The sequence below is a fragment of the Kitasatospora hibisci genome (genome assembly GCF_043950205.1).
GTDB classification, from domain to species: domain Bacteria; phylum Actinomycetota; class Actinomycetes; order Streptomycetales; family Streptomycetaceae; genus Kitasatospora; species Kitasatospora hibisci.
The window spans coordinates 88,506-110,186 of sequence record NZ_CP171642.1; the positions used below are offsets into that span (position 1 = coordinate 88,506).

General features: G+C 71.9%; 22 protein-coding genes. 7 read left to right on the plus strand and 15 right to left on the minus strand.

Annotation, left to right across the window (positions count from 1 at the left end; genetic code table 11):
• Positions 1 to 325: 325 nt before the first annotated feature.
• Positions 326 to 1,774, plus strand: a complete 1,449-nt coding sequence (locus ACF9IK_RS00365) for an IS1380 family transposase (RefSeq protein WP_395292220.1) — start codon at positions 326 to 328, stop codon at positions 1,772 to 1,774.
• 163 nt (positions 1,775 to 1,937) lie between these two features.
• Here the strand turns inward: ACF9IK_RS00365 and ACF9IK_RS00370 are convergent, their stop codons facing one another.
• Positions 1,938 to 3,428: a tyrosinase family protein gene (locus ACF9IK_RS00370; protein WP_395292221.1), complete on the minus strand. Its 1,491-nt coding sequence runs from the start codon at positions 3,426 to 3,428 to the stop codon at positions 1,938 to 1,940.
• A gap of 208 nt (positions 3,429 to 3,636) precedes the next feature.
• On the opposite strand from ACF9IK_RS00370, the gene ACF9IK_RS00375 reads away from it, so the two are divergent.
• Positions 3,637 to 4,059, plus strand: coding sequence for a hypothetical protein (locus tag ACF9IK_RS00375; RefSeq protein WP_395292222.1), 423 nt, complete (start codon positions 3,637 to 3,639; stop codon positions 4,057 to 4,059).
• Positions 4,060 to 4,525: 466 nt separating this feature from the next.
• Here ACF9IK_RS00375 and ACF9IK_RS00380 read toward each other — a convergent pair whose 3' ends face one another.
• From ACF9IK_RS00380 to ACF9IK_RS00415, 8 genes are all read right to left on the minus strand, one after another.
• On the minus strand, positions 4,526 to 5,119 hold the full coding sequence (locus ACF9IK_RS00380) for a DUF5134 domain-containing protein (protein ID WP_395292223.1): 594 nt from the start codon (positions 5,117 to 5,119) through the stop codon (positions 4,526 to 4,528).
• Between the two features lie 222 nt (positions 5,120 to 5,341).
• Entirely contained in the window at positions 5,342 to 5,797 is a 456-nt protein-coding gene (locus ACF9IK_RS00385; protein ID WP_395292224.1) for a DUF1775 domain-containing protein, read from the minus strand.
• A 302-nt stretch (positions 5,798 to 6,099) separates the two neighbouring features.
• Positions 6,100 to 6,612 carry a hypothetical protein gene (locus tag ACF9IK_RS00390; protein ID WP_395292225.1) on the minus strand — a complete coding sequence of 171 codons (513 nt, stop codon included), beginning with the start codon at positions 6,610 to 6,612 and terminating at the stop codon, positions 6,100 to 6,102.
• Positions 6,613 to 6,667: 55 nt separating this feature from the next.
• On the minus strand, positions 6,668 to 7,252 hold the full coding sequence (locus ACF9IK_RS00395; RefSeq protein ID WP_395292226.1) for an NUDIX domain-containing protein: 585 nt from the start codon (positions 7,250 to 7,252) through the stop codon (positions 6,668 to 6,670).
• Positions 7,253 to 8,096: 844 nt separating this feature from the next.
• Positions 8,097 to 8,930, minus strand: coding sequence for a type 1 glutamine amidotransferase (locus ACF9IK_RS00400; protein WP_395292227.1), 834 nt, complete (start codon positions 8,928 to 8,930; stop codon positions 8,097 to 8,099).
• On the minus strand, positions 8,927 to 9,670 hold the full coding sequence (locus ACF9IK_RS00405; RefSeq protein WP_395292228.1) for an amino acid ABC transporter ATP-binding protein: 744 nt from the start codon (positions 9,668 to 9,670) through the stop codon (positions 8,927 to 8,929). Before ACF9IK_RS00405 ends, ACF9IK_RS00400 begins: the two co-directional genes overlap by 4 nt.
• Position 9,671: 1 nt before the next feature.
• Positions 9,672 to 10,790: an amino acid ABC transporter permease gene (locus ACF9IK_RS00410; RefSeq protein WP_395292229.1), complete on the minus strand. Its 1,119-nt coding sequence runs from the start codon at positions 10,788 to 10,790 to the stop codon at positions 9,672 to 9,674.
• Complete coding sequence (locus ACF9IK_RS00415; RefSeq protein ID WP_395292230.1) at positions 10,775 to 11,677, minus strand: ABC transporter substrate-binding protein; 903 nt, start codon at positions 11,675 to 11,677, stop codon at positions 10,775 to 10,777. Before ACF9IK_RS00415 ends, ACF9IK_RS00410 begins: the two co-directional genes overlap by 16 nt.
• A 178-nt stretch (positions 11,678 to 11,855) precedes the next feature.
• Between ACF9IK_RS00415 and ACF9IK_RS00420 the strand changes: the two genes are divergently transcribed.
• Complete coding sequence (locus ACF9IK_RS00420) at positions 11,856 to 12,893, plus strand: LacI family DNA-binding transcriptional regulator (protein WP_395292231.1); 1,038 nt, start codon at positions 11,856 to 11,858, stop codon at positions 12,891 to 12,893.
• A gap of 118 nt (positions 12,894 to 13,011) precedes the next feature.
• Here the strand turns inward: ACF9IK_RS00420 and ACF9IK_RS00425 are convergent, their stop codons facing one another.
• Together ACF9IK_RS00425 and ACF9IK_RS00430 are read right to left on the minus strand one after the other, a co-directional pair.
• Positions 13,012 to 13,380 (minus strand): profilin, encoded by a 369-nt coding sequence (locus ACF9IK_RS00425; RefSeq protein WP_395292232.1) that lies wholly within the window; start codon positions 13,378 to 13,380, stop codon positions 13,012 to 13,014.
• Between the two features lie 325 nt (positions 13,381 to 13,705).
• Positions 13,706 to 13,933 (minus strand): hypothetical protein, encoded by a 228-nt coding sequence (locus ACF9IK_RS00430; protein ID WP_395292233.1) that lies wholly within the window; start codon positions 13,931 to 13,933, stop codon positions 13,706 to 13,708.
• Between the two features lie 460 nt (positions 13,934 to 14,393).
• Here ACF9IK_RS00430 and ACF9IK_RS00435 point away from each other — a divergent pair, with 460 nt between their 5' ends.
• Entirely contained in the window at positions 14,394 to 14,918 is a 525-nt protein-coding gene (locus ACF9IK_RS00435; RefSeq protein WP_395292234.1) for a MepB family protein, read from the plus strand.
• 887 nt (positions 14,919 to 15,805) lie between these two features.
• Positions 15,806 to 16,795 (plus strand): alpha/beta fold hydrolase, encoded by a 990-nt coding sequence (locus ACF9IK_RS00440; RefSeq protein ID WP_395292235.1) that lies wholly within the window; start codon positions 15,806 to 15,808, stop codon positions 16,793 to 16,795.
• Positions 16,796 to 16,969: 174 nt separating this feature from the next.
• Here the strand turns inward: ACF9IK_RS00440 and ACF9IK_RS00445 are convergent, their stop codons facing one another.
• The 3 genes from ACF9IK_RS00445 to ACF9IK_RS00455 all read right to left on the minus strand — a co-directional run bounded on the left by ACF9IK_RS00445 (position 16,970) and on the right by ACF9IK_RS00455 (position 19,891).
• Positions 16,970 to 17,398: a hypothetical protein gene (locus ACF9IK_RS00445; protein WP_395292236.1), complete on the minus strand. Its 429-nt coding sequence runs from the start codon at positions 17,396 to 17,398 to the stop codon at positions 16,970 to 16,972.
• A gap of 316 nt (positions 17,399 to 17,714) precedes the next feature.
• On the minus strand, positions 17,715 to 18,353 hold the full coding sequence (locus tag ACF9IK_RS00450; RefSeq protein ID WP_395292237.1) for a hypothetical protein: 639 nt from the start codon (positions 18,351 to 18,353) through the stop codon (positions 17,715 to 17,717).
• A 656-nt stretch (positions 18,354 to 19,009) separates the two neighbouring features.
• Positions 19,010 to 19,891, minus strand: a complete 882-nt coding sequence (locus ACF9IK_RS00455; RefSeq protein ID WP_395292238.1) for an SDR family oxidoreductase — start codon at positions 19,889 to 19,891, stop codon at positions 19,010 to 19,012.
• A gap of 84 nt (positions 19,892 to 19,975) precedes the next feature.
• On the opposite strand from ACF9IK_RS00455, the gene ACF9IK_RS00460 reads away from it, so the two are divergent.
• Both ACF9IK_RS00460 and ACF9IK_RS00465 read left to right on the plus strand, forming a co-directional pair.
• On the plus strand, positions 19,976 to 20,554 hold the full coding sequence (locus ACF9IK_RS00460; protein WP_395292239.1) for a TetR/AcrR family transcriptional regulator: 579 nt from the start codon (positions 19,976 to 19,978) through the stop codon (positions 20,552 to 20,554).
• A gap of 24 nt (positions 20,555 to 20,578) precedes the next feature.
• Positions 20,579 to 20,785: a hypothetical protein gene (locus ACF9IK_RS00465; RefSeq protein WP_395292240.1), complete on the plus strand. Its 207-nt coding sequence runs from the start codon at positions 20,579 to 20,581 to the stop codon at positions 20,783 to 20,785.
• Positions 20,786 to 20,925: 140 nt separating this feature from the next.
• On the opposite strand, the gene ACF9IK_RS00470 is transcribed toward ACF9IK_RS00465, so the two are convergent.
• A complete protein-coding gene (locus ACF9IK_RS00470) occupies positions 20,926 to 21,459 on the minus strand; it encodes a hypothetical protein (protein WP_395292241.1) in 534 nt (177 codons plus the stop codon).
• Positions 21,460 to 21,681 lie beyond the last annotated feature (222 nt).

Genomic DNA, 21,681 nt, shown 5'->3' on the forward strand with positions numbered 1-21,681 from the left:
GGTCACCGTACAGACCCTGTCGGGGATCTTGGAGCTCCCGGTGTGCCCGTCTGGCAAGCGGGCATGCTCGGAGCTGATCGAAGACCGTGCAGTTGTCGAGGTGTCAGTTGTCGCTCCGTCCCCGCTCCGGTGAGCAAGTCCCTTCTCTGACCGCGCAGATCGCGCGGGCGAGCAACCCGAGTGGCACGACAGCGATGTGGGTCAGACCCGAATCCGCAGGTAGTGGCGGAGGCTGGTAGCTGATACGACGACAGGTGCGCTTTCGGTTTGAGAAGATTGAGGTTCCTACGCCTAATCGACTCGAACGTGAAAGTGCACCTGTCTGGTGAAGACGATATCGCGTCGCCGTACCGCCTCCCGTACTCCCGGTGGTCGCTGGACCCGTCTGAACGCCCAGGTGGGCGGGGTGGACGGGTCGCTGACCGAGAACGGCGGCCTGCTGCTGGTTGCCGAGCTGGACCGGGTGCTGGGGGTCACCGCCGCGCTGGACGCGGGGATCGACCCGGTCAAGGAGCGCGACCGGGGCCTGTCCGGGGGCGAGTTCGCGCTGGCCTGCGCGGTGGTGCAGCTGACCGGAGAGGACCACCTGGTCGGCTTCGACCGTCTGCGCGCGGATGCGGTCGGCGAAGGGCTGCTGCCCGCACCGGTCCCGGCTGCTACCACAGCCGCCACGCTCGCGGCCCGGTTCGGGCAGCCGCAGCGGGAGGGCGTGGAGACCGCGTGCGCGAAGCTGACCGGGCGGGCGCTGGCAGCGCTGCCGGTCACCGAGCGGGCCCGGATCCTGTCCGGGCGGGTGACCGTCGACCTGGACGCGAAGGACGTCGAGGTGTTCTCCACCCGCAAGGAACAGGTGGTCCGCTCCTACAAGGGCGAGATCTCCGCACGGGTGCACGCCGCGCACTGGGCCCAGGCCGGCGTGGTACTGGTCGCGGACCTGCTGGACGGCCGCTCCGACGGCCGCACCCACGCCCTCGGCCAGATCGACCGGGCCGTGGACGCCGTCCGCGCGGCCAACGCCACAGGACAGGTCCTGTTCCAGGGGGACACCGGCTACTTCGCGGGCAGGGTCGCCGAGAAGATCGTGGCCCGTGGCGCGTTGTTCCGGCTCGGCGTCCCACGCAGCACGGCGCTGTGGCGAGCGGTCGCCCGCGTGCACGAGGACGACTGGATCGACGCCCTCGACTATCCCGACGCGCAGGCCGCCCTGCTGGACCACGCACCGGCCGGCTGGCCGGAAGGCACCCGGGTGATCGCCCGACGAGTCCGCTACGACGCGGCCGACCTCTCGGCCGACGCGCGCTCGCGTCGCTCGCGGACCGTCGGCAGGGACCAGCTCGCCCTGGTGCTGGACGGCATCGCCGATCAGGCGTTCGCCTACTCGTTCTTCACGACCAACGAGGTGCTGGACCTGGACGAGGAGATCGCGCTCGCGGAGTGGGAGTTCCGTCGCCGCACCGAGGTCGAGGAACTGTTCCGCGACACCGCCCACGGCGCCGGCCTGAACCACCTGCCCTCCGCGTCCCACGCCGTCAACGCCATGTGGATGTGGGGCGCGCTGCTGGCCTACAACCTCTCCGCCTGGCTGCAGATGCTCGCACCCATCGGCACCGCACGCCGTCGCATCGCCACCGTCCGTCGCCTGCTCATCGCCCGCGCCGCCCGGTTGACCAGCACCGGTCGCCGCCGTCGGCTCCGGTTCACCGCCGCAGCGGCCAGCCTGATCGGCCAGACACTGGCCCGCATCCGAGCCCACCGCCGCCTCCAGTCCGCCTGACCGACCGCCCCGACCGGTCCAGAACCACCCGCCACCGCCTTGGAAAGCCGCCCACCCGACGCGCCAGCCGGGCCATTGGCCTACCCACATACCCCACACTCCAGCCGACGACCAGCCAAAGAGATCAACTGACAGGCCGTCGGCCACTACCTGCGGATTCGGGTCAGATACTGGTGAGGCTGACGCTCTCGAAGCTGGGCTTCGGGGCACGTGTTTCCGGCTGCGGGATGGACGGCACGATCGAGACGGTCAGCGGACCGTCCGGTAGCAGTCCCTGTTCCGTCAGCCGTTGGACCTGATCGGTGACGTCGTAGCTCGCGTCGTGCCCGTTGGCGCCGGCCATCCCGAAGAAGGAGATCCAGCCGACGAAGTAGGGGCCTTCCGGGTCGAGGTCGCCGCTGGGACCGTTGAGGAAGACGTGGAACGGTGTCCCGGGCGGCAGCTCGGAGTGCACGTTGTGCACGGTGAGGATGAGGTTGGTCTGCGGCTCGTCGCTGGCGGCGAGCGAGCGCATGGCCCCCTGGACGCCGCTCGGCTCCAGGGACACCGTCGTCGCAGCCTGGGCGTCGAGCAGCTGCCTGGGGTTGCCGACGGCGGTGGTCGCCAGGACCCGTTCGCCTGTCTGCGGGGCCTGGGCCGGCGGTACGAGCGCCGGGCGGGTGCCCGCCCCGTCGGTCAGCGACTCGTACGTGTAGTCCTGCGCATCCTTCAGGACCGCCTCGGTGGAGGGCCGCTTCTGCTGCCTGGTCTCGTCGAAGAAGATGAACTCGTGGTCCAGCCAGGACGCGTGGTCCGGGTTGTGGTTGCCCTTGTCCAGCCAGCCCGTCCAGAGCCGGTCGAGGTTGGCGTGGTGCAGCCAGAAGATCGGATCACGGGGGGATCCCTCCACCCGGCCCATCCAGCCGCCCACACCGCCGTGCACCTGGTTGTGCGGGACGTCCTCCAGGTCGCCGAAGGCGAGCTGGAAGTGGATCATGTCGGTGTAGGTGATCTCGCTGCCGAAGGTCGGCTGGATCGACTGCCCCTGGCTCTTCGTGGCGGCGAAGATCGTCTCGCTCATCGCTCTGAAGGGATTGATGTCCGGGTATTGGAGGATCTGGTGGGCGGAGTTCTTCTTCTTGGCGCGGTGCGGGGTTTCCCAGAAGTCGGCCTCCGACGCCGGATCGAAGTCGTCCCGGAGGAAGAGCGGGTTGTCGACCGTGAGGTTGGTGCCGCCCGGGCGGTCCGGCATCTTCGGGCTGCGGAAGGCAGCCGGGAGCGCGCGCGAGGTGAAGGTCGTGGGCGGGGTCTTGGTGGGTGCGTCCAGGGCGTAGTTCCAGTAGGGCAGCGCCCAGGTCGCGGAGGGGTCGGGGGTGAGGTTCTCCTCGGCGGCGATCTCCTTGATGGCCGCACGGATGATCCGCTCGAAGTACCAGAGGTAGCCCCGGTGCCACGGCAGGAAGAACCAGCCGCCGTGCGGACACTGGGTGAAGGCCTCATTCTCCTCCGTGACGGTGGGAGGGACGCCGTGGATGCACCCCTGGAACACCCAGCTGGTTGGGTCGGTGAGGGGCCGCTGCTGCAGCCGTCCCACGGCCCGGGCGTACCAGTACAGCGCCGGGTCCCAGTCGTCCATCTTGCTCGCGTCTCGTCGCACGAACGTACCGTTCGACATGTCACTCCTGTGGTTGGGCGGGACGCCCTCGTCGGGCGCCCCGGATTCGTACCGGCGGCGACGGCCACCGCACATGCCTTTCGTCTGCAAACCTTTGGGAGGGTGAACCACACGCGCTATCCGGACGCGCAGCGCTGGCGGAGCGTGGCGGTCACGGGAACCTGGAGCGAGGTGCTCGATGTGCCTCACCTTGTCCAGGAGGGACGACATGAACGTCACGGAGTTGAGCGGGACCTACACGTACCGGAGCTTTCTGGAGCTTCCGGATCCCGTCGACGACTTCAACAAGCTGCGGTTCGCACAAGCGGAGCTGAAGCTGGTGGCCGCACCGGACGGCTCCGTCAACGGTGAGCTGATCCTCTCGGATCCGGGAGAGCAACCGTTGATCGTCATGGATATGACCGGACGGGCATCGGCCTCGTCCCGCGTCTCTTTCACCCTGAGCGGCCGGGGCCGGCCGCCCATCGCGGATTTCCACTACGAGTACGACGGCATCGTCCTGCGCCACTGGGAGACCGGGGTCGACCAGCGGAAGATCCTCGCCGGGACGGTGCTGCGGGCGGAGCCCCACGGGGGCGCGCCCGCCGGTCAGACCGCGAGCTTCCTCGCCGTGCGGCGCGACGGCGTGTAACCCGGTCGACGGACGGCCCGGCCGCCCCATCGGCCGGGCCGCGGTGATCGGGGCGACCCACAGGGCGCCCGGCTCTGCGGGCCGCGCGCGCCGGCCGGTCTCTGCGGCGGGCCGGGCGGTGTCGATCACGGGCTCTTGCACGGGAACCCCCGTTCTGGTGGCCTTACCCCCGTTCTCCAAGGTAGGTCGGGGCGCCGTACGACGCGCGGGGAGCCCGGGCGGGGGCGCTGGCGGTCACTCCCCGTTGCCGCGGCCGCGGCAACGGGGAGTGACCAGGACCACGGTGCGCGACAACTGATGGACGGTCGACGATTCCGATCGGGCTGGACCGGCCTCCCTGCGGCGTCCGTGCGGGCTCTGCGCGGCGTCTGCCCCGCCGGTCCTCGGTCCCTCGCCCTGCAGATTCTCTGCCGGTCGTCCTGCCGGTCGTCCTGCCACTCGTCCGGCGGGAGGGGGCGACGGCTCGTCAGCCCATGGCGAGCAGCATGTAGAACATGCCCATCGCCATCACCGTGCGCCGCGCGGAGACCAGCCCGGACGAGGTCAGGACGGCCGGTCCGCCGGCGCGGGTGAGCCGGGCGCCGGCGGCCGGGCGCGGCAGCAGCGAGCCGACGCCCCGGACGGCGTAGCCCAGGAAGTACGCGGCCAGGGCGAGTAGCGCCCACTCCGGCACGGTCGAAACGACGCCCCCGTGGGCGGCACCGCCACCGGCGTGCTGGTGCGCCGGTGCCACGCACAGCACCAGCGCGGCCATCACAGCCGCACTGAGGACGTGGTGGGGGTAGTGGCTCCAGGTGCCCTCGAATGCGGTACGGGGGTGGCGGCCCAGCCGCCCCGCCAGGAGCAGTGTCGGCCAGACCACCGAAGCGGTGAGCAGGGCCGCCCACAGGACGGGGGACAGGGGGTCGAACGCCGGTGCCATCATCCCGACCATGGCGAGACCCATGACGATCTCGGCCGGTTCCAGCCGACGGTCGGGGCAGCCGCGTCCCACGACGACGAGGACGCAGTGGACCGTACAGAAACCGGTCAGGGCGATCAGCAGCGCTGTGGCGATCACGGGTTCATGCACGGGAGCCCCCCGTTCCACGGGCGCGCCCCGGCCCCGGTGGAGCCGGGGGGCGATCGGGCCGTCGTGGGGACCTTCGCCTGGTGAGCGCCCTGCGGCCCCTCTTCCACGGTAGGCCGGGCCGCTGCACGACGCTCGGGGGAGGCCGACCGAGTGCGGACGCCCGCCACCGCGCGAACCACGCGGGCGGGCACGCGGCGTCCGGGCGACCGGTCAGCCTGCGGAGTCCCGGCTCCGTCCGCGCCGCCACCACCAGACACCGGCGGCAGCGGCGAGCACGCCGAGGCCGACGCCGATGGGGACGGCCGAGGACGAACCGCCGTCGTCGCCGGCGGAGGTGACGGCGACGGGCGAGACGGACGACGAGACGGACGGGGACACGGACGGGGACACGGACGGCGCGGCACTTGGGGCGGCGGTGCCCGCGGGACCGGTGCCCGCGGGACCGGTACTCGGCGCGGTCGTGGAGGGGGCGAGCGGCGTGGCACCCGGCGACGCCGGCGCGAGCTTCAGGACGGGAGCCGGGTGCGCCGGCCCCACGCCGCCCTGCGGCAGTTCGATCCACCGGTCGACGTGGCCGTCGCCGTACGTCTCCAGCGTCTTGAAAGCCACCTCGTCAGTGTTGGGCAACTGCCTGATCGTGATCTTGTGCGTGACGTCCTGGCCCACCGCGAGCGCGGGGCCGCCGACCGTGCAGCCGTCCGCCGTGGTGGCGAAGGTCCAGCCGGCGGGGGCCCCGGCGTCGTCCGACTCGACCTCGACGTGCGCGAGGGCCGCGGTGGCGGTCGGCGCGACGGCGGGCGGCAGCCGACGCGGTGACGGTCGTTGGAGCTGGAACTACGGCGACCTCTTGATCCTTCCGATGGACGCTGACGTGCGGGTAGCGCTCCACCCCGGCTGACGAGCGGGTAGCCCTCGTGGCCGTGGGCGGGTAGACGGTGCGCCAGTGCCGGTGGTCGTGGACGGCTCGACTACTGGAGGCCGAGCACGGTCTGAGCGGCAGCGGCGAACTCTTCCTGCGCAGCGGCGCTCGCACGGCGCTGCGCCCTGACCTCGTCCAGTTGCCTCAACGACTCTTCCGGGGCGGAATGTCCGATCTGCTTGCGGTAGGCCTCCGAGACGTCGTCCAGCGTCATGAGTGCGCTCGTGACGGCCGTCGCCTTCCGACTCACATCCAACGGGCCGATGATCTGAACCGCTGCGGTCTCCTGCTCCAGGTTGGTCCAGCAGACAACAAGCTGGTCCCGCGTCTCTTCCCTGTTGGGCTGATCCAAGCGGTGCCACCAGGTGGTCTGAAACACGGCCGCGGCGTTCAGGAACCTGACGTAGCAGTCCTTGCGCATGTCGTCGACGCGCTGCTTGCCGGCCGCCGCCATCTGCACTCTCGTCTGCCAGCGCTGAGCCCTCGTCCCGGCCAGGGCAAGCACTCCCGTCAAGCCCGAGCCCGCCAGGGTAAAGGCAGCCGTCACCCATTCAGAAGACATGACGCCGATGCTGCCAGAGAGTCGGACCGACCAAGACTCCCATCCCACATTGCAGTCAACGCCACTGGTAGGACGCGCTGGTCATCGCCGGGAGCAGCACCGGGCCGCCCGCGGCCGCGTCGAGCCCGACGGCCTGGCGGAGGACGGCGCCGACGTCCGGGTACAGGTGGAGGCTGGCAGCGTCGGCCACGGGCAGCCACACGACCGGCGCCTGGTCGGGATCGTCCTGCTCGACCGGCGCGACGGCCTGCGCCAGGTGGTCGGGTAGGTGGGCGGTGAAGACGAGGTGCTGGCGCCGGAACGGCGCGCTCTCGCCCGGCTGCTCGGTCTCCTGGTCCTGAACGAAGCGCAGCACTGGCGGCGCGGGCAGCGCCGCCAGGTCGAGGCCGAGTTCCTCTAGCAGTTCCCGGCGCAGCGCGTCGGCCGGTTCTTCGCCGTCCTCGTCCTCGACCAGGCCGCCGGGCAGCGAGTGCTGGAGGCCGGCTTCCCGCTGACGGCGGATCAGGCAGACGCGGCCGTCGTGGACCAGGACCGCGCACACCCGTACCCTCATCGGCCCGGCCACCGTGCTGGCGGTCACCGCCTGGCCCAGGTCCGGCAGCACCCGGCGCTGCCCGGCCGGGCCGGGGCCGGCGGCCATCCGGCGCGGACCGGGAACGCGGGCGCGGACGCGGTGGGCGCGGCCGGGTGGCGGCGACGGCGGCGCCTGGTGATGGGTGTCGTCATGTCGCAGGCTCTGCCCACCCCGCTGCCGGGACGAACCCCACCGCCACCCGGACGGCGGTCCGGGCGTCCGGCCCCAGAACGGCGAGGCGGGTGCCCCCGGGCACCCGCCGGACCGGAGCGGGGCGCAGCCGGGCCGGTGCCCGGGGGCGCGGGTCGGGGCCGGCGGCCTTCCCGGCAGTGGGAGCGGGGCGCTGCGGGCTGGGGCAGGTCTGGTACTTGGGGGCCGTGTCCGGGCTGCTCGGGGCGGTGGTGGAGTGCACGGTGGGCGCTGTCGGGAAGTCGAGCGTGTGTGGGCGGATCCGAATCAAGAACCGCAACGCATTGGCCTTCGGAGGGGCCCGTACGGAAGGCTTGGAGGCGCCGCGGGGGACGCCCGGCGGCCGCCGAATCCGGTGCGGCGACGGCGCCCTGGCGGGCGCTCAGACCCACCACGGACTTCCCCTTCTTCGACAGGAGCTCCTCAGCCATGCCCGCATCCCGTACGGCCCGCCTGTTCTGCGTCGGCTTGGGAGACCGCGCCCGCGCTCTCCCCGCGCCGACGGCGTCCCGAAAGACGGCGCAAGGTCCCTCGCCTTCGGGCGGCCGGAAGGAGACGGACCCCGAACGGCGGACGGCCACTCGCTGCTCACCGGCGATGCCGGGGCCTCCTGGAGGGCTTGTCGGCTGTGACACCGTTCGAGCTGCCAAGGGGCCCTGCTCGCCTGCGCGGCAGTCGGCAGCCACCCGATGAAGGCTCCCGGCGGCTCGCACGTGCCCGGTCAGGCGGTGTCGTCCGATGCCAGTTCAGGGATTCGTGGCGACGGCCGTTCTCCTGTGCCCTGGGCCGTGGTGGTGTGCCGTGCGGCGGTGCCGGCTTCGGGGGTGGAGGGCCTCGCGGGGCGGGAGGCGGTGACCACCGCCGCCCATCGGTCGGCCATCGCGCCCCAGTGGGAGCGCAGCGTGTCCTCTGCGCGGTCGACCTCGCGGACCACCTGCGCCGGGTCGAGTCCGAGCGCGCGTAGCGGGGCGTCGTCGTCGCCCCACCGGGCGATCTGCGCTGCGAGGACCTCCGGGTGGAACTGCACGCCCCAGACGCGGTTTCCCAGCCGGTACGCCTGGTGGGTGCAGTGCTCGCTCGTGAGGAGCGGGATCGCGCCGTGCGGGAGCGTCATGGTCTCCTCCCAGTGCCACTGCACGGCCGGCGGGCTTCCCTGCAGAGCTGTGAAGACGACGTCGGTTGAGCACGCGGGCAGTGGCGTCAGTTCCACGAGGCCGACTTCGGGGTGGGAGGCGTGTTCGACCCTGCCGCCGCAGGCGACGGTGAGGAGTTCCATCCCGAGGCAGATTCCCAGGGTGGGAACGTCGCGTGCGACGGCTTCCCTGAGCAGATCGCGGACGGCCGGCAGCCAGGGTGCCCGCTCGTCCTCGCAGGGGCCCATCGCTCCGCCGAGGACCAGCAGGCCGTGGTGGTCGGTGAGGTCGTCCGGCAGCGGGTCTCCGTTCCAGGCCCGGCGCAGGTCGAGCCGCAGGCCGGCCCGGAGGAGCCGCTCGCCCACCAGGGCGGGCCCGGTGCCGTCTTCGTGCTCGATGACGAGCACCACGGGGGCGCTCACAGGCGTCCCGCCTCGACGATGCGGCGCAGGAAGGCGCGTGTCCGCTCCTCCTGCGGGTCGCCGAAGATCTGCTCCGGAGGGCCTTCCTCCAGCAGGACGCCTTGGTGCAGGAAGCACACCTTGTTGGACACCTCCCGGGCGAAGCCCATTTCGTGGGTGGCCAGCAGCATGGTCATGCCGTCCTCGGCCAGTTCCCGGACGATGGCCAGGACCTCGGCGACCAGTTCGGGGTCGAGCGCCGAGGTGATCTCGTCGAGCAGCAGGGCCCGCGGTCCGCAGGCCAGGGCGCGCACGATGGCGACGCGCTGCTGCTGTCCGCCGGAGAGGCGCTCCGGCAGGCTGTCCGCCTTGTCGCCGAGGCCGACGCGCTCCAGGAGGGCGCGGGCCCGGTCCTCCGCCTCCTGGCGGGGGACGCCGCCGACCCGCATCGGGGCGAGCGCGACGTTGCGCAGCACGGTCATATGGGGGAAGAGGTTGAAGTGCTGGAAGACCATGCCGACGTCGCGCCGCAGCCGGTCGACGTCGGTGCCGCGGCCGGAGGCGACCTCGCCGCCGACCCGGATCTCGCCAGCGCTGATGTCCTCCAGGGCGTTGATGCAGCGCAGCAGGGTGGACTTGCCGCTGCCGGAGGCGCCGATCAGGGTGACCACCTGGTGCTGTTCCACCTCCAGGTCGATGCCGCGCAGAACGGGGGTGCTCCCGTAGCTCTTGTGTACCGCGTCGATCTCGATGAACGCCACGTCAGGCCTCCTTGGCGCGCTTGTGCTCACGGGCCACCAGCCGGTCGACGAGCCGGGCCTGCGGAATGGTGATGAGGACGAAGAGCAGCGCGACCACGGTCACCGACGAGAGGTTGAAGTGGTTGGAGGCGTAGATCTTCGACTGGTTGAAGGCGTCGATGGTTCCGATGACGTTCACCAGTGCGGTGTCCTTCTGCAGGCTGATGAAGTCGTTGAGCAGGGGCGGGACGACGCGGCGGGTGGCCTGGGGCAGCACCACGTGGCGCAGGGTGGCGCTCTGTGAGAGGCCGAGCGAGCGGGCGGCCGCGGTCTGTCCGGGGGCGATGGACTCGATGCCGGCCCGGAAGACCTCGGCCACGTACGCCCCGTAGGTCAGGGTGAGGGCGAGGATGGCGAACCAGACCGGGCTGAGTGAGCTGAGCAGCGGCACCTCGGCGAGCGGCAGGCCGAAGCCGATCAGGTAGATGACGATGACCGCCGGTACGGCGCGGAAGCCGTCGATGTAGCCGGTGGCCAGGAGCCGCAGGGGGCGCCCGGCCCGGCCCGGGGCCATTCGTGCCAGTGCGAGGGTCAGTCCCCAGACGAGGATGAGGATCTGGGCGACGACCGCGATGAAGAGGTTGGTGCCGAAGGCCGAGGTGATCTCGGTGACGCTGAGTCCGATCACGTCGCCGTCGAAGAAGGTGCGCTGGACGGCGCGGTCGTTCGCCAGGACGAACCACAGTCCGCCGATCAGGGTGAGCGCCAGCAGGGACCAGCCGAGCACGGTCCGGGCGTCCTCCCGGGCCTCTGCGGTCAGGCGCCGGGCGTCGGCCCTGCGGTCCTCGGCCCATGCGGTGGCGGCGGCGCGGCCCGCGTGCAGTGCGCGGAGGGCGGGCCGTATCAGCGGCAGGACGGCGGCGCTCACGGCGAGTGCCCCGGCGGCGGCCGTGGCGCTGGTCCCGGGCACGGAGTCGTGGACGGACCAGGCGGCGGCCGCGGCGGCCGCGACGACGAGCAGGACGCCGGCCGTGGCGGCGGTGGCGAGCGGCAGGACGGTCGGGGGCGGGGTGGCGGCGCGCTGCGCCTGCGACCGCCCGGGCGTGGACAGGTCGGAGGTGAGGCTCACTTCGTGCTCCACACGGGGATCGTGGCGGGGTCGCCGCCGAAGGCCTTGGCGAGGTAGGTGGTGGAAAGCGCGTTCAGGGTGCCGTCCTTCTGCATGTCGGCGATGGCGCCGTCGAGCGCGGCGGCGTTCTTGCTGCCCTTGGGGTAGAGCGCGCCGTAGGACTCGCCGGTGGCGTACTGGCCGGCGACGGTGAGCGTGCCCTTCGACTCCGTGGCCTTGCCGAGCACGATGGCGACGTCGGTGAGCGCCGCGTCGATCTGGCCCGCCTGGAGCGCCGCCTGGAGTTCGACGTCACCGGCGAAGACCTTCGGCTCCTGCCGGGGCTTGAGGACGTCGCGCACGAAGTCGGCGCCGGTGGTTCCCTGCTTGACGCCGAGCCGCTTGCCGGCGATGTCGTCCCGGGTGACGGGGGCTCCGGTCCTGACGAGCACGCCGATGTTGGAGTCGAAGTAGGCGGTGGAGAAGTCCACGACCTTGCGCCGCTCGTCGGTGATGGAGATCTCGGCGAGCGCGATGTCGAAGTCCTTGGACTTGCCGGCGACGAGCGCGTCGAAGGAGACGTTTCGGACGGTGAGCTTGTCGAAACCGGCACGGTAGGCGATGTTCGCGGCCATGCAGTACTCGTAGCCGCTGTCGATGTCCCGGACGGTGTCGCCGTCCCACCAGCCGGGGCTGGGCAGGTCGCCGACGACGGTGAGGGTACCGGGCGTGACGGTGTCGAGCTCGACGGAGCCCCTGGTCCCGGTCACCGTGCAGGAGCCGTAGCTCCGCGAGCCCTTGGCGTCGGTGGTGTGGGTGGTGGCGTCGCCGCCCACACCGCCCTCGCCGCTGCAGGCGGTGAGAGCGGCCAGCAGGACGGAGGCGAGAACGGGCACGACGGGAAGACGGAAGCTGCGCACGAAGAGCTCCTCGGGGGGCGGCGGTGGCGTGGCACACACGGTGCCCAAAACGTTTTGGTCCCGTCAAGACCCGCAGATCAAAGGAAGCAAAACGTTTTGGTATCGAGGTCTTGGACCGGCGCCCGACATCTGCCAGCCTTGATCCCGCACCACACGGAACGGAGGGGGAGATCAGCCGATGACCACCGGGGGAACCTCACACAAGGCCAACGGGCAGCGCCCCGGCATCCGGGACGTGGCCCGGGCGACCGGCCTGTCCATCACGACCGTCTCGCACGCCCTGAGCGGAAAGGGCAAGATCGCCGCCGCCACCCGCGACCGGGTGCTGCGCGCCGCGGAAGAGCTCGGCTACCGCCCCGACCCGGTCGCCCGCGGACTGGTCTCCGGACGCACCGGCATCCTCGGTGTGGCCGTCGGCCACATGGAGGACAAGCCCTGGGAGGGCACCTACCGGCCGTACTACGCAGCGTTCACCGCGGGAGCCTCGGTCACCGCGGTGGAACGGGACTACGCGCTGGTCGCCGTCCCCGGCGACCCGGTCTCCGGGCTGTGGGCCCGCGTCCCGATGGACGGCCTGATCGTCGTCGACCCCGTGCGCAACGACCCGGTGCTGGCCGAGTGCGCACGCCGCCGCCTACCGGTGGTCACCGACGGCCGCCCCATCGACCCGGGCTACGAACACGTGCCGACCGTCGAGAGCGACCTGGCCAACGGCATGGCCGAAGTTCTCGGCCACCTCGGGGAGGCCGGGGCCCGGCGGGTGGCCCTGCTGTCCGGCTCCCAGGCCGACGCCTACACCCAGGACAGCGAACAGCTCTACCGCGACTGGTGCGCCACCGTCGGGCAGACCCCGCTGATCGAGGCACCGGCCCCCACCGAGGATCCGGTCGAGGCCGCGCTGCGCCTGCTCTCGCTGCCGGGCCGCCCCGACGCGGTCCACGGACTGAACGAGACGTACGGCCAGGCGCTGGTGGCCGCGGCACGCCGCCTGGGCCTGGACATTCCGGGCGACCTGATGATCAGCGTGATGCGGGAGACCGACCAGACGGGCGCCCTGGGAGACTGGGACGTGCCGCTGACCACGCTCAGCCTCGACGCCTACCGCCTGGGCGCCGAGGCGGTCGGGTTGCTGATCGATCTGCTCGACGGCCTGCCCGCCCGCGAGGTGACCGTCCCGTGCACGGTGATCCCGCGCGCCTCGACCCGACGCCGCTGAGAGGATGTCCCGCTCGCCTGCGGGACAGTTCACGGATTGTACCGGGTCATGACGGTTTCACCGGTTGCTCACCTGCCGTGGGGCAGCCCGTCAGCGCGTCGGGCTGCCCCACCGTCGGTCAATGGAGGTAGCTGGCGACCTTGTCCACGAGCATCCTGGCGAGCTCGGGCTGCTGCCCGTTGTAGTAGCCGATGACAATGGCCTCGCTGGTCCTGGCGAGGGCGACGCCGGTGTCGCCGTTCTCGCCGTAGATCGAGCGCTCGCCGGCCTCGACCACCGTGTACGTGACGCCGTTGACGGCGACGCCCTCGACGCGCGCCTTGAAGGGGATCTCGAACTTGTCGATGATGGCCGCGCCCTCGCCGGCCTTCAGGTCGTACCCGTTGCTGTGGGCCAGGGTGGCGCCATCGGTGGCGTCGATGATGACCGCGGCCGTGAGCAGGTCCCCGCCCAGGTCATCGTCGACGTACGACTGCCAGTCCGTCATTTCGCGTCCTCTCCATTGGACAGCGCCGCGCTGATCGCGGCCGCTGCGCCCCCGAGCCTTCCCCTCCGCCGCCATAGGAAGTCGCATACGCGCTCAACTGGCTCGAATCCCGCGAGATTCGTCACCCTCGTGGGAGTACATCGCGTCAAGCCCGTCAGCCGGCGTGGTCGACAGCGCGTCCGGCACTGACCTGCCCATGGCGGGTTGGTGAGCATTACGCCCCGAGGACCCTCCGGACCTGGTTGCTGTTGGCTTGCAGGCCGTGGTGGCACAGCTTGGCTCCGTCGGAGGAGGAGCAGCGCGGTGGAGGAGTCTTGGCCGCCGGTCAGGCGACCGTCTGGTGCTGGGGTGTCCTCCGCGTCTTCACCCCTGCGACGATGAGCGCCAGCCCCACGGCGACGATGCCGAGGTAAGCGGTGGACGGGAGGTCGACGACCTTGTGCATCCAGCCCCACTCCGTGCCGAAGAGGGCCTGCGAGGCGAAGCTGACAAGCCCCTGGCCTCCTACGACGTAGCCGATGCTCTCGACGGTGTATCCGATGGTTGTCCGCACGGATCAACCCTCTCGCGGCGGTGTCGCAAGATCGTCCTCCGCAGGACCGAAGACGCAGTAGTCCAAAGGATGCAGTCGCGTGCGGAGAGCACCGGTACAGCACCCCGCCACGGCAGAGGGGTGGTCGCCACCGGACGGCTCGGAGATCACGATGCCCGACCTGGCCTCCGTCACCGGGGCGGTCGAGGACACGTTCCCAGGTAGCTCGGGGTGTCCCACGCGTGGCACAGCACCGTGCTGATCCGGCTGGTTCGTCGACAGGCTCCAGCACGCGGCGTCTCGGGGCGGGCGGCGAGGCGGCCGGGTCGAGGGGGTCGGGAAGGCGACCTCGGCCGTCCGAGGCGACCAGGCGGGTGCAGCGCGAGGGCGCCGAGCGCTTGCCGGACCGCCTCGTCCGACGCCGCCTGCAGGCGCAGCGGCCGCTGGAGTGGGCCGGCGGGCGCGATGACAGGATGACGGGATGGTGATGAATCAGCCGTGGGCGGGGCTTCACGGTGACCTGCTGGCGGCGAAGGCATTGGTGTACGACCCGGGCTGTTTCGCCTACTCGCTGCCGATGGCCGAACCGGAGGGCGCCGAATACGCGGCTTGCGGATTCGCTGTCGACGGCCGCTCGGTACGGTTCCGCGTGGCCAAGACCACCCCGACGAAGGTGGGCCAGTTCGTCACCGTGTGGCAGCGGTCCGAGGAGGGGCCGATCCGGCCCTTCGACGCCGCCGACGGGGTGGATCTCTTCGTCATCAGCAGCCGCGACAAGAACGGCTTCGGGCAGTTCGTGTTCCCGCGCGAGGTGCTGTGCGGGCGCGGCGTCGTTTCCCGCAACGGCTCCGGCGGGAAACGAGCCTTCCGCGTCTACCCGCCGTGGGTGGCCACGACGAACCGGCAGGCCCGCGGCACACAGGCGTGGCAGGTCGACTACTTCTTCCACATCGGCAAGGACGGGCCCGCCGACGTGACACGCGCCTACGCCCTCTACCACCCGTAGGTGCCGCCCCCTCTGGTCCTACTGCTCCCGCCTGACCCGCAATTGAATTGTCCGCGCGGACGGGCCGATCCGTCCTGGCCGGCGTCGCGCATGCCTCCGCCGAGCAGTTCGAAGGAGACTCGGCCATGTGGCCGGGCGCACCGCGTCCGTGTCGGCGAAGACCAGCATGGTCGGGGCGTTGATCGCCGCGACCTCGGCGGTCCAGTCGTACGGGCTGCGCAGGCGGGCCCCGGCCTTGTCGAGCGGGACCGGCCGGTCCTGGGCGCGCGGGGCAGTGCGGGCGCGGCTCTCGTACTCGGGTGCGCTTCGGCTGCTCGGCGAAGTGCGCGCTCATCCGGCTCATCGGCGCCGGGGACCCGGAGGACCAGCCGACGAACGGATCCGGGTGGCGGGCCGCGGTGCACAGCGCAGCCAACCCGCCCGCCCGCCCGCCCGCCCGCCCGCCCGCCCGCCGGGCGAGTACCCCATGACGTCGGCGTGCTTCAGGCCGAGGTGCTCGATGGGAGCGGCGGTGTCGTCCGCCAGGCGCTCCGCGCGCGGGCGGTCGATGTCGGTGGTGCGGCCGTGTGCCTGCAGGCCGCCTGTGCTGACCAGCCGGTGGGCGGCGAGTGCGGGGATGACCGGGCGAACATGTCGCTGGAGCCCAGGCCGCCGTGGTGCGGGGAGAGGCCGTTGATGTCCGCGTGGGGCAGTGGGGGAACGTTCTCGTGGTCCTGTCGGCTATGCCGGCGTCGCGTCCGTCACCGTCTCCCCCGCTCCCTCCGGCCGTGCCGCCTCCACCGCCCTGTCCTGCCGGTTTGCCGAGACCGCAAGAGTGCTCGCGTCGCGCGGCCGCCGCGCCGCATGCTCGGCGGGTAACCGCGGCCGCCCGTGAACCGAGGAGAACGATGCACCAGCCCACGCCGTCCGCCGACCTGCGCCACCGCACCATCGAGGCACCCGCCGGGCGCCTGCACCTGGTCGAGCAGGGCACCGGGCCGCTGGTCCTGCTCGTCCACGGCTTCCCCGAGTCCTGGTACTCCTGGCGCCGCCAACTCCCGGCCCTCGCGGCGGCCGGGTACCGGGCCGTGGCGCTCGATGTGCGCGGCTACGGCCGCTCCTCCAAGCCGGCCGCGACGGACGCCTACCGGATGCTCGACCTGGTGGAGGACAACGTCGCCCTGGTGCGCGCCCTGGGCGAGGAGAGGGCGGTGGTCGTCGGGCACGACTGGGGCTCCAGCATCGCGGCGGCCTCCGCCCTGCTCCACCCCGAGGTCTTCCGCGCCGTCGGTCTGCTGAGCGTCCCCTACGCGCCGCCCGGCGGCCCTCGCCCCACCGACGTCTTCGCGCAGATGGGCGGCGACCAGGAGTTCTACGTCTCGTACTTCCAGGAGCCCGGCCGGGCCGAGGCAGAGATGGAGCCCGACCTCCGGGGCTGGCTCGCGGGCTTCTACGCGGCCATGTCCGCCGACACCATGCCCTCCCGGGGCGAGCCCGACCCGCACTTTGTGGCCCGCGCCGGCGGCCGGCTGCGCGACCGCTTCCCCGGCGGCAAGCTGCCCGCCTGGCTGACCGAGGACGACCTCGACGTGTACGCCGGGGAGTTCGAGCGCACCGGCATGACCGGGGCCCTCAACCGCTACCGCAACATGGACCGCGACTGGGAGGACCTCGCCCAGTACCGCGGAGCCCCGATCAAGCAGCCGTCCCTGTTCATCGGTGGCGCCCTGGACGCTTCCACGACCTGGATGGCCGACGCGATCGACGCCTACCCCGCCACCCTCCCCGCCCTGGCCTCCTCCCACGTCCTGGACGGCTGCGGGCACTGGATCCAGCAGGAGCGTCCCGAGGAGGTCAACCGTCTGCTGACCGCCTGGCTCGCCTCCCTCCGGGGCTGAATCGGCGGGTGTGCCGGCCGGCCTCCGCCGCCCCTTTCCGGCTCCGCACCCAACACCTCGGTGCCGGCCCGGACGTACCCGGCGGCGACGGTGCCGACTCCGCCGCGGCCGCCGGCGGTGCATCGGGCCGCACGCGCGGCAGCTCAGCACCGGGCCGTTGCACGCCGACCCGGGCTACTGGCGGGATGACGCCTTGATGGACCACGGTTCGGCCCGGGCACTCCCCCGGTCAGGATCACCCGCCAGCGGGACAGCACCGGCGTCGGTGGTCGGGGAGGGCTGCGTCTGCAGGCAGGTGCGGGCGCGCGCCAGAATCGTGGCGGCGCAGCGCAGGTGGTGGTTGACGGCCGGGATCAGTGCGCCGCGGAAGTGGTCGGCGGTGTTCGGTGCGGCGGCGGCCTGCTCCAGCAGGCCGCCGGTGCGGTGGACGGCGGGGCCGCGGCCGCCGGTGCGGTAGTCCGCGGCGCGGGCTTCGGCGGTGCGGGCGGGTTCACCGGCGCCGGGGTCCTCGACCGGTTCGGCGCCGAAGAGTTCCAGGGTGTACGCGAGTTCCGCCAGCCGGACGTTGCGGCGTCTCCCCCAGCCTGCGCCCCTTGCCCACACGGTCCCCTGAATGAGTCGGCGCCCTACCACGTGTGTGACAAGGCCGGCGGTTCGACAGACCCGGCGAGACACGATCGATCTTCCCGTCCCCGGAACGGGAACGCTCGCCGCGTTCGCTTGACCCCTCACGCACTCGCAAGTCACGGCCGAGCTCGACGCGATGGACTGCCGCTTCAGTCCCGTGACACTCGAACGCGAGGAGACCGCCGCCGCGTTACGGGCCCGGGCGAACGAGTTCTCTCGCTTCGCCGGGGCGTCGCACGTCGGTCGGCGTGCGCGCGGTCGTGGCGGGTGGCCGTCCGGTCCCGCCGGTCGGTCAGCACCCGTGCGTTCGTCCCCGACCGGTGGCCCGTTTGCCGGCGGCCGTGCGGCGGCGCCAGTAGGCGACTGTGACTGCTGCCAGCAGCGGCCCCCACAGGAGCAGCGGGCCGTAGCAGGCGGCGAGGACTGCGGCGTGCCAGTCGTGCATCGCCAGCGGGTTGTCCGTGGAGAGCGGGTGGCCCTGAAGGGTGCGCCTGGTGGTAAAGATGACGAACACTGCCGTCCACAGGAGCGTCAGGACGGTCGCGCCGAGGGCTGCGGGAACCACGGCGGCCGGTATCGGCACGCGCCGTCCGCGCAGCAGGGGGAGCCAGCGCGGGAAGACCTCGCCCCAGCCGGCGATCAGGCCGACAGCCGTGAACGCCAGAAGCTCGGAGACGGCCGACAGCAACAGCACGTATACCTCGATCGGCAGCCAGAAGGGGAGACTCCCGGTGTCCTGCACGGCGCCGCCGTCGAGGGGGACATGAAAGACCACCACCGCGATCCGCCATGCACTGGCCGGGAGCGCGGTGAACGGGACGGTGTACGCGGCGATCCGGGCCCACCGCGGTACGCCGGGCACGGGAGCGTGCGCCGCTCGCCAGGTGGCACGCAGCCGTTGTGGTGTCATCGTGGCTGAGAGGGTGCTCATGCGAGGAGTTTCGCAGTCGGCGCGGTCGGCGGGCATCGTCTGTGGGGCGGGCCCGTGGTCCCCCGCGTGGGGGACCACGGAGGACGACGAGGCGCCCCGTCCGGAGGCCGCCACTCGGCACAGCGGGCGCTGTCGTCGCAGGCCAGAAGGTTTCCGGTGTGGTCCGGCCGACTCGCCGGGCGCGATCAGTGCGTCGCCGCCGGCGGCGACTGACCCGCCGGATTCGGGCCCTGCTCCGCCGGCGAGCACAGCCTCGGCTCCGTCGCAAGCACTCGAGTGCTCCCAGAACTCGGCGGCATCGATTCCTCGCGGAGCGGGATGTTCTCGCCGTTGAGCAACAACCGCTCTCGGTACTCGCCGGCAGAACCAACTGTCGGCATGACGGAACCTCCTAACGTGTTGTGGACATGAATTGCCGCATTGGTGCGGGTAGTGCGAGATGTGTCGCTGCCACGCGGGCGGCGGACCGGCACCGGTGGACCTGGTTGTTGGCGACGGTGCGGGGAACGCTTCGGGAACAGGAGCGCATTGACCGCGGGATGTGCGGGTACGAGACGTCGCTGCACGAGACGGTCGGTCGTGAGTGACATAGGTGAGGGTCTTCCGCCGTCGAGGTGAGCGCCGGCAACGGGCCCGCCCCGATCGCCGGTCACCGATCAGGGCCGGATGTTCTCCAGGTCCTCCAGGAGGCTGGGGTGCTTCGGCACCCAGCCGAGCGCCTGGCGGGTGCGGGTGCTGGACGAGGGCTGGTCGGCCTTGAAGATCGGGCCGAGCGGGCCGTAGGTCTCCTCCGGCACCGACTCGACCGGCAGGCCCAGCCGTCGGCCGATGACGGCCGCGATGTCCCGCACCTCGTCCCCCTCGTCGGCCACGGCGTGCCAGGCGGTGCCGGCCTCCGCCTGCTCCAGGGCGAGTCGGAAGAGAACGGCCGCGTCGAGCGCGTGGACGGCGGGCCAGCGCTGTGTGCCGTCGCCGGGGTAGCCGGAGATCCTGCTCCGGCGTGCGATGTCGGTCAGCAGACCGGCGAACCCGCCCGTGCCCTCGTTGTGAACCGTGCGCGGCATGCGTACGGACGTGCTCCGGACCCCGCGCGAGGCCAGGCCCAGGACCGCGGTGACCGTGCGGCCGCGACCGCCGACCGGCCCGTCGGTCGGCACCGGGTCGGCCTCGGTGGAGGCACGGCCCGGCACCCAGGGCGTACCCGAGACGGTGACCAGGGGACGGCCGCTGCCGACGAGCTCCTCGCCGAGGGTGGTGAGGGCGGCGGTCTCCTCGGCGACGTTCCGGGCGAGGGCCTCGGGGCTGCTGAAGTCGTTGCCGAAAGCCAGGTGGATCACCCCGTCGGCCCGGGCGGCGCCGGAGCGCAGGACCTCCGGATCGGCGAGGCCTCCCCGCAGCGGCTCGGCGCCGGCTGCCTCGGCGGCCTGCGCGGAGGCGTCGGAACGGGCGAGCGCGAGGACGGTGTGGCCGTTGCCGAGGAGTTCGGCGACGACGGCGGAACCGATCAGACCGGTACCGCCGGTGACGAAGACGTGCATGGAACCCTCCCAAAGTGATGGGACTCTTGTCCCATCACCTTAGCAGGGTGACGGGACAAGAGTCCCATCGCATATGCTGAACCCATGGGTCGATGGGAACCAGGTGCGCGTGAACGCCTCGTCGTGGCTGCGGTCGACCTGTTCACGGAGCAGGGATATGACGCCACCACGGTCGCGCAGATCGCCGAGCGTGCCGGGGTCACCAAGAGCACCTTCTTCCGGCACTTCCCCGACAAGCGCGAGCTGCTGGTCGCCGGGCAGGAGACGCTGAGCCGCCTGCTGGCCGAGGGGATCGCCGACGCGCCCGGTGACGCCAGCCCGCTTGAGGCGGTCGCTGGCGGTCTCGAACGCGCCTCGGCCGCGATGGGCCCCAGGAGCCGCGAGCTCGCCCCCCGCCTGAAGGCGGCCGTCGCCGCCAGCGCCGAGCTTCAGGAACGTGACACCCTCAAGACCGTCAGTCTCGCGGCCGCGATGACAACCGCTCTGGTCGCCCGCGGCGTACCCGATCCGACTGCGGCTCTCGCGGGCGAGCTGGGCGTCCTCGCTTTCAAACGGGGGTACGCCGCATGGGCCGAGGACGACCGTGGCGCCGAGGACGGGCTCGCCGGGTACACCCTGGCGGCCCTGGACGAACTGCGCGCGGCGAGCGCATCGCTGGGCTGACCGGACGAGCATCGTCCAGCGCCGGTGCGGCGAACGAGAAGCCCTCGCTCCACGGCCGGGGCCGACCCGCTGCTCCCCCTGACCGCCCTCGCCGCTACCGACGGCGACCTGGGCTTCCTCTTCCAGTACCACGCCGGCAGTGTCCCTCCGGCGGGGCCACCCGACCCCGACCCCACCGCCCCCGATCCGCTCGCAAGCCGGCTCGCCCTACGGCTCACCGAGCACCGTTGAGGCCCACCTGCGGCCGTGCAACCGCCGGCCGGGGTGTTCTGCCCCGTGAGGTCGGGGACGCGGCCGGCGGGTGGCTTCGCCTGCGAGTGCGGTGACGGGCCCGGCGACAACGCCGGGCCCCGTGTGCTGCGTGCGAGCCCTTACGGCCGGGTCCACGGGATCTGGTTCACGTTCTGCCAGTCGTTGCACCCTGCGTAGGGGCCGGCAGTCTCCGAGCCGTTGCCGTAGTAGTGCTGCGAAGACCATGCCGCGCATCCGCTGAAGTCGAGCTCGGCACCCGCACGCCACGAGTCCGGGTCGGCACTGTGAATGTCCATCCACAGTGAGTCCACCTTGTAGGTGGTGGTGGCGGACGCCCTCTCCACGCTGAGCGGGGTGACGGGAGCGCCGCCGCGGTATCCCGCGGAGGCGAGCGCGACCCGGATGAAGGAGTCGGGGTGCGCCTGCACGAATGAGTAGTTCCAGATCCACCGTGCCACCACGGCCCCGCAGCCGTTGTAGATCTGGGAGATGTTTCCGGCCGTCATGCCATAGGCCGTGTAGTTCTGGGAGACGCCGACCTGCCGCCCGCTGCAGGAGGCCGTGGCAGGAGACGCGGCGTTGGCGGTGCCTGCCGTCCCGACACCCATACCCAGGGCTGCCGCTGTGGCGATGGCGATGGTGCGAAGTCGCATGGAAGGACCCCCTGGGGGTGAACGGGCCCCTGCTGGATTGCGGGCCGGCAAGCATCCTGGCGATCGACAGGGTGTTCAGTCCATGACGTTGACCGACCTGGCCTGTTCACGTCGCATCAGTGACCAACTGGAGCAGAGCGGCCGCCGCCACTGAGGCGGTGACGCCGACCCGGTCGAGAAGCCCTCGGCACGGACCGCCGGCGAGGCACAGGATCCCGCAGG